This is a genomic window from uncultured Psychroserpens sp., assembly GCF_947503375.1.
Taxonomy (GTDB): domain Bacteria; phylum Bacteroidota; class Bacteroidia; order Flavobacteriales; family Flavobacteriaceae; genus Psychroserpens.
Window position 1 is genome coordinate 1 of the sequence record NZ_CANNDQ010000029.1, and the last position, 422, is coordinate 422.

1 pseudogene is annotated in these 422 nt (G+C 38.9%); it reads left to right on the plus strand.

The window, feature by feature from the left end:
- Positions 1–422, plus strand: a pseudogene (locus Q0876_RS15650) (hypothetical protein); the annotation flags it as partial.

A 422-nucleotide genomic window follows, 5' to 3' on the forward strand; every position in this document is an offset into this window, starting at 1 on the left:
CTCGTTACCAATACCATTACAGGTTGTACCAACACTGCGCAAGTAACGCTTCAAGTCAGTTCTACTGCTGCTAACAATACAACCCTTGAAGCTTGTGACGATGATGGTACTGAAGATGGATTTGTTAATTTTGATCTAACCAATGCTAATGATGCCATTCTCTCTGGTTTGCCTGACGGATTGCAACTTACCTTCTATCAAACCTACCTAGATGCGCTTATTGAAGACAATCCGTTAGATACTAATTTTACCAATACCATTCCTTACTCACAAACCATATATGCTCGTGTTGAAAATGCGAATGCCTGTTTTGGAATTAGTCAAGTACAACTTACTGTCTTTGAGCTCCCTAATATTGTTACTCAAGAAAGTAGATTCTATTGCCTTAATGACTTCCCACAAACCATTACTTTAACTGGTGG